Here is an 836-nt window from a genome sequence, read left to right as displayed (position 1 = left end):
GCAAGGGCAGGCCAGGGCCGGCGGCGGGGCTGGCGCGGCGGCGGACCGCCTGCGCCGGGGGGCGGCGGCTTCGCCCCAGGCCGGGGCGCAGGCGGGCGGTGTGCCGCCGGTGGTCAGGCGGCCTTGCGGCGCATCGCCAGGGACGCCGCGTTCAGTCGCGGCAGCAGCGCCGGCTCGGCGGCGATCCGCTCCGCCACGGCGATGGCGGCGGCGAGCTGCGCCTCGCTCAGGTGCCGCACCGCCGGGCGCCGCACCACCCGGTCCCAGCGTTGGCCCAGCGCCGCATCCAGGCAGACCCGCATGAAGCAATGGTCCAGGCGGATGGGCCAGCGATGGGCGGCCGCCAGGCCGGGCAGCACCTGCCGCGTCAGGTCCAGCCAGCGCCGCAGCAAGGCGGCGCGGCGGTCCGGGATGGCGGGCAGGGGCAGCATGGCGGGACAGATGGGCGCGGCGCGCCGCTCTCCCAGGGCGCGATGCCGACCGCCGACCCTCCCCGCATCGGCGCGCCGGCCCGTGCCGCCTGGCCGCCGGCCAACCATGCCCGCAGCGGCGGCGTCTGGCCGGCGATCGACCTGAAGGGCAGCGGCCGGCCGCATCCGCCGCCCGAGGACGCGCCGTGCTTCGGCCGGGTGGAGAGCCGGCCGGCGAACTGCGACCACCGTCGCTCCCGTCTGCCGGTCTCGCCATGTGAGCGCGGCAGCGCCGGGTTGGGCAGCAACAAGGACCGGATGGCCAGGCGGACCCGCGGCCGGGCTGGTGGCGCCCGCCGGGCTGGCGGCGGCGGCGCGGGCGAAGGCGGCTGGCAGCCGGGACCGGCTGGACGGCGCGGCGGCGCC

Annotated in this window: 1 protein-coding gene; it reads right to left on the bottom strand. The window is 80.3% G+C overall.

Features of this window, described 5'->3' with window-relative positions; translation table 11 throughout:
- Window positions 1-113 precede the first annotated feature (113 nt).
- Window positions 114-431, bottom strand: coding sequence for a hypothetical protein (locus tag E2C05_RS32215; protein WP_200307020.1), 318 nt, complete (start codon window positions 429-431; stop codon window positions 114-116).
- Window positions 432-836 lie beyond the last annotated feature (405 nt).

It is taken from the genome of Paracraurococcus ruber, assembly GCF_004353985.1.
GTDB classification, from domain to species: Bacteria; Pseudomonadota; Alphaproteobacteria; order Acetobacterales; family Acetobacteraceae; genus Paracraurococcus; species Paracraurococcus ruber.
Note: the sequence above shows the minus strand (reverse complement) of the source record. Positions and strands in the feature narration are given on the sequence as shown.